General features: G+C 68.7%; 10 protein-coding genes. 8 read left to right on the forward strand and 2 right to left on the reverse strand.

Annotated features, from left to right (window positions below):
• Positions 1 to 1,854, reverse strand: a 1,854-nt coding sequence (locus FKP22_RS34525) for a phosphorylase family protein (protein WP_375140587.1), incomplete at its 3' end; no start/stop codon positions are given.
• 185 nt (positions 1,855 to 2,039) lie between these two features.
• Here FKP22_RS34525 and FKP22_RS15710 point away from each other — a divergent pair.
• Positions 2,040 to 2,426: a translation initiation factor Sui1 gene (locus tag FKP22_RS15710; RefSeq protein ID WP_141288408.1), complete on the forward strand. Its 387-nt coding sequence runs from the start codon at positions 2,040 to 2,042 to the stop codon at positions 2,424 to 2,426.
• A gap of 108 nt (positions 2,427 to 2,534) precedes the next feature.
• Here the strand turns inward: FKP22_RS15710 and FKP22_RS15715 are convergent, their stop codons facing one another.
• Positions 2,535 to 3,431, reverse strand: a complete 897-nt coding sequence (locus FKP22_RS15715) for an aspartyl/asparaginyl beta-hydroxylase domain-containing protein (RefSeq protein ID WP_141288413.1) — start codon at positions 3,429 to 3,431, stop codon at positions 2,535 to 2,537.
• A gap of 203 nt (positions 3,432 to 3,634) precedes the next feature.
• Here FKP22_RS15715 and atpD point away from each other — a divergent pair, with 203 nt between their 5' ends.
• The 7 genes from atpD to FKP22_RS15750 form a co-directional block, all read left to right on the forward strand.
• Positions 3,635 to 5,074: a F0F1 ATP synthase subunit beta gene (atpD, locus tag FKP22_RS15720; RefSeq protein ID WP_141288409.1), complete on the forward strand. Its 1,440-nt coding sequence runs from the start codon at positions 3,635 to 3,637 to the stop codon at positions 5,072 to 5,074.
• Complete coding sequence (locus FKP22_RS15725) at positions 5,064 to 5,480, forward strand: F0F1 ATP synthase subunit epsilon (RefSeq protein ID WP_211361422.1); 417 nt, start codon at positions 5,064 to 5,066, stop codon at positions 5,478 to 5,480. The genes atpD and FKP22_RS15725 overlap by 11 nt, the downstream gene beginning before the upstream one ends.
• Positions 5,470 to 5,796 carry an AtpZ/AtpI family protein gene (locus tag FKP22_RS15730; RefSeq protein ID WP_231011892.1) on the forward strand — a complete coding sequence of 109 codons (327 nt, stop codon included), beginning with the start codon at positions 5,470 to 5,472 and terminating at the stop codon, positions 5,794 to 5,796. The genes FKP22_RS15725 and FKP22_RS15730 overlap by 11 nt, the downstream gene beginning before the upstream one ends.
• Entirely contained in the window at positions 5,783 to 6,118 is a 336-nt protein-coding gene (locus FKP22_RS15735; RefSeq protein ID WP_211361423.1) for an ATP synthase subunit I, read from the forward strand. The genes FKP22_RS15730 and FKP22_RS15735 overlap by 14 nt, the downstream gene beginning before the upstream one ends.
• Complete coding sequence (locus FKP22_RS15740; RefSeq protein WP_141288411.1) at positions 6,102 to 6,770, forward strand: F0F1 ATP synthase subunit A; 669 nt, start codon at positions 6,102 to 6,104, stop codon at positions 6,768 to 6,770. The genes FKP22_RS15735 and FKP22_RS15740 overlap by 17 nt, the downstream gene beginning before the upstream one ends.
• Positions 6,771 to 6,790: 20 nt before the next feature.
• Positions 6,791 to 7,072, forward strand: a complete 282-nt coding sequence (locus tag FKP22_RS15745; protein ID WP_141288412.1) for a F0F1 ATP synthase subunit C — start codon at positions 6,791 to 6,793, stop codon at positions 7,070 to 7,072.
• Positions 7,073 to 7,075: 3 nt separating this feature from the next.
• A partial coding sequence (locus FKP22_RS15750) for a F0F1 ATP synthase subunit B family protein (protein WP_445663747.1) occupies positions 7,076 to 7,287 on the forward strand: 212 nt, incomplete at its 3' end.

The following is a 7,287-nucleotide window of genomic DNA, read 5'->3' on the forward strand; positions in this document are numbered from 1 at the left end:
AAGGCGCTTCAGGTCGACCTTGCCGGCCGCGGCGGCGCGTTCCAGCGCGTTGCGCGTCGCGTTGTCTTCCTGCTGCGTGGTGCAGTAGGTGCCGGCGCCGTCGGTCATCAGCTTGGTCCAGTCGCGGGCGTGCTGGCCCAGCTTGTCGCCATGCCACCAGGTGTCGCCGCCCAGCGTGTCGCACTGGATCACCGCCGGCGGCTGCGCGGCCGGGCCGGTCTTGTATTTGGCGCGGTAGGCCTGGGCCTGCGGGCTGTCCTGCAGCGCCACGCCCTTGCTCAGCGCCAGCGCCTTCTGCAGCAACGCCTCGTCCACGCGGGCGACTTCGGTGCGGTATTCCAGCTTGGGTTTTTCGCCCGGGCCCTTGGTCAGCACGCCGTAGTAGCCGCTCTTCCAGGACTTGGGCATCTCGCGTGCGTCGATCTCGTGCGCAATGCCCACGTCCACCAGCCAGCGCGCCCAGGCGGCGCTGCCCAGCGTGCCTTGCGCCGGGTCGATGCCGGCAATGCCGGCGATCAGGAAATACGTTTGCCGCAGGTCGAAGCGCGGATCCAGCGTCACGGCCAGCACCGAGGCCGCGGCGTTCGAGTGGCCCATGCCGGTGGTCAGCAGGCACACGTCGTCGGCGCTGCAGCGCAGGGCCGGGTAGTCGGGCGACAGGCCGGGCACGGTGATGGCCTGGTCCAGCGCGAAGGGCTTGATCCAGGGTTCGGCCTCGGGACCGAACATGCTGATCACCAGCGCCTTGACCTTGCGCGCGCCGCTGTCGGCGCCGGTGATCTTCGTGCTCACCGAGGTCAGCGGCGACTGCCAGGCTTTCAGGAAGGCCAGCGTCACGGCAGCTTCGTTGGCCTCGGCCAGGCCGCTGGCGAACATCGCGCCCACGTCGGCGTCAAACGCTTCGGCGCCGGCCAGGTCGCTCAGGCTGCGAAAGGCGATGTAGGGCACCTGGTTCACATAGGCCACGTGGGCGAGCGCCGCGGTCTCCATCTCGAAGGTCTGGGCCTGCAGCGTGTCGAACAGGTAGCGGCGGTACTGCGCATTGGCCAGGAACACCGGGGCCGACACGCCGCGGCCGCCCACCAGCAGGCGCGGCTGGGTCTTCATGCAGAGTTTGGGGTCCAGCGAGCCGTCGGCCTGTTTCGCGCGCGGGCCGCAGCGCTGCAGGTCCGGCTTCAGGGACTTGGCCACCGCCAGCATCGCCGGGTCCACCGGGTAGTCGAAGCGGTACTCGCCGGCTGGTGCGTTGGCGGCGTTCAGCGCGTAGGTCTCGCGCATGAACAGGCCGGTCTGCACGCTGCCGCCCGCGCCTTGCAGCGCGAACGGCGGCACTGTCTTGCCGTCCGGTTGCGCCAGCTTCAGGCCCAGGCAGGAGACGTCACCCTGCGCGCCGCACGGCGAAGGCAGCTTCTCGTCGCCATTCCAGAAGACTTCCATCGGCATGGCCCAGCGGTCCGGCACGGTCACGTCACCCACGTGGTTGGCGGGGTTCACGCCGCCGGCAATGCCGCTCATCACCAGCCGGTCAATGCGGAAGTGGTCCAGCATCTGCTGCGTGACCAGCGTCGAGTTGACGATGCTCACGCCGCTGAGCACGACGACCACACGGTGGCCTTCCAGCTCGCCCGTGGTGAAGCGCTTGCCTTCGATGGTCCAGGCCTGCGGCTGCTGCAGCTGGGCGAGCAGCAGATCGGCCTCGGCGCCGAAGGCCGAGACGATGCCGATGCGCGGCGTGCAGTCGCTCAGGCAGCGCGGGCTGTCTGCGGCAAACGCCGGCAGGCCGGTGAGCGCCAGCAGCGCTGCAGCGGCTGCAGTGCGCATCAGGAGAAGGGGCGAACGGAACAAGGCGGGCATGCGCAAAGGTTCAGGCACGGCAGGGCGCGGCCGTGTGACGCGAATCGAGGCGAGGGCTGGCGCAGCAAGCAGGCGCCGTACCAGCGCGGCGTTGGCAAGGCGACAATCCGGCACCGCGCGAGCTTATCGGCTGGCGCCGCCGTGCACCATCCTTCCCTCGCTGTTTGCTGCCTGTTTCAACTGCCATGGCTTCCTCGACCCGCGGCTCCGGCCTGTCGTCACTGTCCCGCCTGGTCTATTCGACCGAAGGCGGCCGCACCTGTCCGGACTGCAAGCAGGCGCTGGCCGATTGCCGCTGCGCAGCGTTGAAGGCTGCCGCAGTACCAGCCGGAGACGGCGTGGTGCGCATCTCGCGCGAAACCAAGGGCCGCGGCGGCAAGGCCGTCTCGCTGGTGCGTGGCGTGCCGCTGAATGCAGAAGACCTGGCCAAATTGGCCAAGGAACTGAAAGCCGCCTGCGGCAGCGGCGGCACGGTCAAGGACGGCGTGATCGAGATCCAGGGCGACCACGTGGCCCTTTTAATGCAGAAGCTCGAAGGCCGCGGCTGGAAAGTCAAGCGCGCCGGCGGCTGAACACACCAAGGTCGAACACCGCGCCGGCAGCCAGCGCCGGGCCGCCCCAAGCGGCTGGCGGACCCGCCCGGCGGGTGGTGCGCCGTACCCGGCGAACCGGGTGCACCATTACCGGAGGATCAGGTACAGCGCGCCCAGCATCAGCGCCCACTTGCCCACGTAGTAGGTGGTGCGCGAGCGGGCTTTCAGTGCCTTGCCGGCCAGGCGGATCTTGTAGCCGTAGAAGAACAGCTTGTTCAGCGTGCCGATGGGTTCGTCGTCGGTGTTGCGCGTGGCCGCTGCGGTCATCACCAGGCGGCCGAACAGGCGGTTGAACCAGCGCATGGGCGCCGTGTGCACCGGGCGCTCCACGTCGCAGAACAGGATCACCCGCTGCTGGTCGGTGGTGTTCTCGGCGTGGTGGATGAAGGTCTCGTCGAACATCACCGCCTCGCCGTCATGCCAGGCATGGCGCTGGCCGTCGACCTCGATGTAGCAACCGTCCGAGTTGGGCGTGAACAGGCCCAGGTGGTAGCGCAGCGAGCCGGCGTAGGGGTCGCGGTGGCGCACCAGCTTCGCGCCGGGCGGCAGCGAGGCGAACATCGCGGCCTTCACGCTCGGGATCTGCCTGAGCAGCTCGACGGTGCGCGGGCACATGGCCTGCGCCGAGGCCATGTCGGTGCCATACCACTTCAGGTAGAAGCGCTTCCAGCCGGTGCGAAAGAAGGAGTTGAAGCCGATGTCGGTGTGGCCGGTGGCGGCCTTGATGTGGCCGTCGTGGTTCAGCAGCAGCGCCTCGTCGCGGATCTCTTGCCAGTGCTCGCGCAGCGGTGCCAGTTCCGGGAAGTCCTGCAACGGCAGGTAGGGCGTGGCCGGCACGCGGGAGCTGAGGTACAGCAGCGCGTTGACGGGCGCCAGCAGCACCGTGAAGTCGGTCAGCGCACGCGACAGCTTGAAGCGCACGCGGCCACGGAAATGCGCGTACAGGGCAGAAGTGGCGAAGACGAACAGCAGCCAGTAGCGCAGCGGCGGTAGCCAGAGATGGGCCATGTTGAACGGGCCTGCGAGTCAGGTGCGCGCATCTTAAAAAACGTCGAATTTCCAGAACGACTGTGGGGTTGACCCGAATTGCGCCAGTGCGGCACTGCAGGGCCCGGAGTTGTGCCAGATCAAGGGCTGCGGCGCCAGGCCCTGCAAGATCGGCGCACATGACTTTCTTGCCGGCACCCATGCCCGTCTCCCCGCCCGGGGCATTGCCACTGCCAGGCCGCGTCACGGCCATCCGCGCAAGCGTGGTGGACGTGCGTTTCGAGGCCGGGCTGCCGCCGATCCGCACGCTGCTGCTCGCAGGCGAGCGTGGCGAGATTGCGCTCGAAGTGATGGCCCAACTGGATGCCTTGCGCGTGCGCTGCATTGCGCTGACCTCCACCCAGGGGCTGGCGCGCCACATGGCGGTGCACGACACCGGTGCGCCGCTGCAGGCGCCGGTCGGGCCCGGCATCGTGTCGCGCATGTTCGACGTGTTCGGCCAGCCCATCGACCGCCTGCCCGCACCGGCCAACGTGCAGCGCCGCTCGGTGCATCGCGCACCGCCGCCCCTGAGCAGCCAGTCCACCCGCTCGGTGGTGTTCGAGACCGGCATCAAGGCCATTGACGTGCTGCTGCCGCTGGAGACCGGCGGCAAGGCCGGGCTGTTCGGTGGTGCCGGCGTGGGCAAGACGGTGCTGCTGACCGAGCTGATCCACAACATGGTGGGCCACCACGACGGCGTGAGCATCTTCTGCGGCATTGGCGAGCGCTGCCGGGAGGGCGAGGAGCTCTATCACGACATGCGAGAGGCCGGTGTGCTGCCCAACATGGTGATGGTCTTCGGCCAGATGAACGAGCCGCCCGGTGCGCGCTTCCGGGTCGGCCATGCGGCGCTGACGATGGCGGAGTACTTCCGCGACGACGAGCACCGCGACGTGCTGCTGCTGGTCGACAACATCTTCCGCTTCATCCAGGCCGGCTCCGAGGTCTCCGGGCTGATGGGACAGATGCCTTCGCGCCTGGGCTACCAGCCGACGATGGGCACCGAGCTGTCGGAGCTGGAGGAGCGCATTGCCAACACCGCCACCGGCGCCATCACCTCCATCCAGGCGGTCTACGTGCCGGCAGACGACTTCACCGACCCGGCGGCAGTGCACACCTTCTCGCACCTGTCGGCCTCCATCGTGCTCTCGCGCAAGCGGGCCAGCGAGGGTCTGTACCCGGCGATCGATCCGCTGCAGTCCAACTCGAAGATGGCCACGCCCGGCATCGTCGGCGCCGAACACTACCGGCTGGCACAGGAGATCCGGCGCACGCTGGCGCAATACGCCGAGCTGAAGGACATCATCGCGATGCTGGGGCTGGAGCAGCTGTCTTCCGAGGACCGCAAGGTGGTGGCCCGGGCGCGCCGGCTCGAACGCTTCCTGACCCAGCCCTTCTTCACCACCGAACAGTTCACCGGCATCGCCGGCAAGACCGTGGGCCTGAAGGACGCGCTGGACGGCTGCGAACGCATCCTGCGCGACGAGTTCAAGGACCATCCGGAAAGCGCGCTCTACATGATCGGCCGCATCGCCGAGGCCAAGGGCGAGCCGATCACGGTGCAGGCCTTGCCGGCGGAGGATGCGCATGCCGCTTGAACCCATGCGCCTGGAAGTGCTGCTGCCGTCGCGCGTGCTGCTGTCCAGGAGCGGCGTGACCCGCATCGTCGCCGAGATGGCGCAGGGCTCGTTCGGCATCCTGCCGCGCCGGCGGGACTGCGTGGCTGCGCTCACGCCTGGCATCCTCACCTTCGAGACGCCGGCAGACGGCGAGGTGTTTGTCGCGGTGGACGAAGGCGTGCTGCTGAAAGCCGGGCCCGAGGTCCGCGTCTCGGTGCGCCGCGCCATGCTGGGCCGTGACCTGGGCCAGCTGCGCGCCGCCGTCGAGCGCGAGTTCCGGGCCCAGGACGAAGAAGCCCTGCAACTCCGCACGCTGATGGCCAAGCTGGAGACCGCCTGCCTGACGCGGCTCTCCGGCCTGCAGGGGCTTGCCCGTGGCCGCTGATCGCGACAAGTCCCTGGCGGCGCAAGTGGGGGCGAAGGCAGATCGCAAACGCCGCGCCCGGCGCAGCGGTGAGCCGGGCGTCTGGACCGGGCTGGGCGCCATGGGCCTGATCGGCTGGTCCGTCGTGGTGCCCACGCTGCTCGGCGCGGCCCTGGGCATCTGGCTGGACGCGCACGATCCCGGGCGGCACCGCTGGACCCTGGCCTTGTTGGTGGCCGGCCTGGTGCTGGGCTGCGCCAACGCCTGGCACTGGGTGGCCCAGGCCGACCGCGCAATGCGCAAGGAAAACGAGGACCGATCCGATGCCGATGAATGAGGCCTGGACATGGCCGTCGTTGGCGATGGCCGGCCTGGCTGGCCTGGTGTTGGGCGGCTGCTTCTTCGGCAGCCTGTGGTGGACGGTGCAGCGCACGCTGAGCGTCCGGCGCCCTGCGCTGCAGCACCTGGCCGGCTGGCTGCTGCGCATGTTCCTCACCCCGCTGGGCTTCTACCTGGTGGGTGCCGGCCACTGGCAGCGGCTGCTGGCCTGCCTGGCGGGTTTCCTGGTCGCGCGCTTCATCGCCATTCGGCTGACGCGGCCACGCCCGCCCGGCATGGGCCACGAAGCGCTGGAGGCACGCCATGCGGCTCAGCCCTGACGAATGGATCTTCTGGCTGCACGGCTTCGTCAAGCTGAATGCCACCATCGCGTTCACCTGGCTGCTGATGCTGGTGCTCACGCTGGGCGCCTGGCTGGTGACGCGCCGCCTGAGCCGCGGGTTGCAGCGCTCGCGCTGGCAGAACCTGCTGGAGATCGTCGTGCTGGGCATCGTGCAGCAGATCGAGCAGGTCGGCCTGCGCCAGCCGCGGCGCTACCTGGCCTTCCTGGGCACGCTGTTCCTGTTCGTGGCCGCCGCGGCCCTGTTCACCATCCTGCCCGGCTACGAGCCGCCGACCGGCTCGCTGTCGACCACGCTGGCGCTGGCCTTGTGCGTCTTCGTGGCGGTGCCGCTCTACGGCATTCGCGACCAGGGCCTGCGCGGCTACCTCAAGTCCTACCTCGAGCCGACCGCGCTGATGCTGCCGTTCAACATCATCAGCGAGGTCTCGCGCACCCTGGCACTGGCGGTGCGCCTGTTCGGCAACATGATGAGCGGCGCGATGATCATCGCCATCCTGCTGACCATCACCCCCTTCCTGTTCCCTGTCCTGATGACGGCCCTGGGCCTGCTCACCGGCATGGTGCAGGCCTACATCTTCAGCATCCTCGCCGCGGTCTATGTGGCCGCAGCCACCCACGTCGGCGACTAGCCGGCACAAGGAGAAATCTCATGGACAGCATGACCATCATCGCGGTGGCCTCCATCGTCATTGCCGGCCTCACCACGGGCTTCGGCTGCATGGGCCCGGCCTTCGCCGAGGGCCGTGCAGTGGCCACTGCGCTGACGGCGCTGGCGCAGCAGCCGGATGCCTCCTCGACCATCACGCGCACGCTGTTTGTCGGCCTGGCGATGATCGAGTCCACCGCGATCTACTGCTTCGTGGTCTCGATGATCCTGATCTTCGCCAACCCGTTCTGGAACACCGCGATCGCCCATGTCGCCGGGAAGTGAGCCATGTTGATCGACTGGTTCACCGTGGGCGCCCAGGCGCTCAATTTCGTGATCCTGGTGGCGCTGCTCAAGCGCTTCCTCTACCAGCCTGTGCTGGACGCAGTGGACGCACGCGAGGCGCAGATCGCCAAGCAGCTCGCCGACGCCAAGGCCATCGCCCAGCAGGCCCAGGCGCAGCAGGACAGCTTTGCGCAGAAGAGCGCCGCGTTCGAGCG

This window comes from Ideonella azotifigens (genome assembly GCF_006519715.1).
GTDB lineage: Bacteria > Pseudomonadota > Gammaproteobacteria > Burkholderiales > Burkholderiaceae_C > Ideonella > Ideonella azotifigens.

Coding starts and splice junctions, on each gene's coding strand:
- FKP22_RS15725 (WP_211361422.1), top strand. CDS start 5,064: ATGCCGCTTGAACCCATGCGCCTGGAAGTGCTGCTGCCGTCGCGCGTG.
- atpD (WP_141288409.1), top strand. CDS start 3,635: ATGCCCGTCTCCCCGCCCGGGGCATTGCCACTGCCAGGCCGCGTCACG.
- FKP22_RS15740 (WP_141288411.1), top strand. CDS start 6,102: ATGCGGCTCAGCCCTGACGAATGGATCTTCTGGCTGCACGGCTTCGTC.
- FKP22_RS15710 (WP_141288408.1), top strand. CDS start 2,040: ATGGCTTCCTCGACCCGCGGCTCCGGCCTGTCGTCACTGTCCCGCCTG.
- FKP22_RS15735 (WP_211361423.1), top strand. CDS start 5,783: ATGCCGATGAATGAGGCCTGGACATGGCCGTCGTTGGCGATGGCCGGC.
- FKP22_RS15745 (WP_141288412.1), top strand. CDS start 6,791: ATGGACAGCATGACCATCATCGCGGTGGCCTCCATCGTCATTGCCGGC.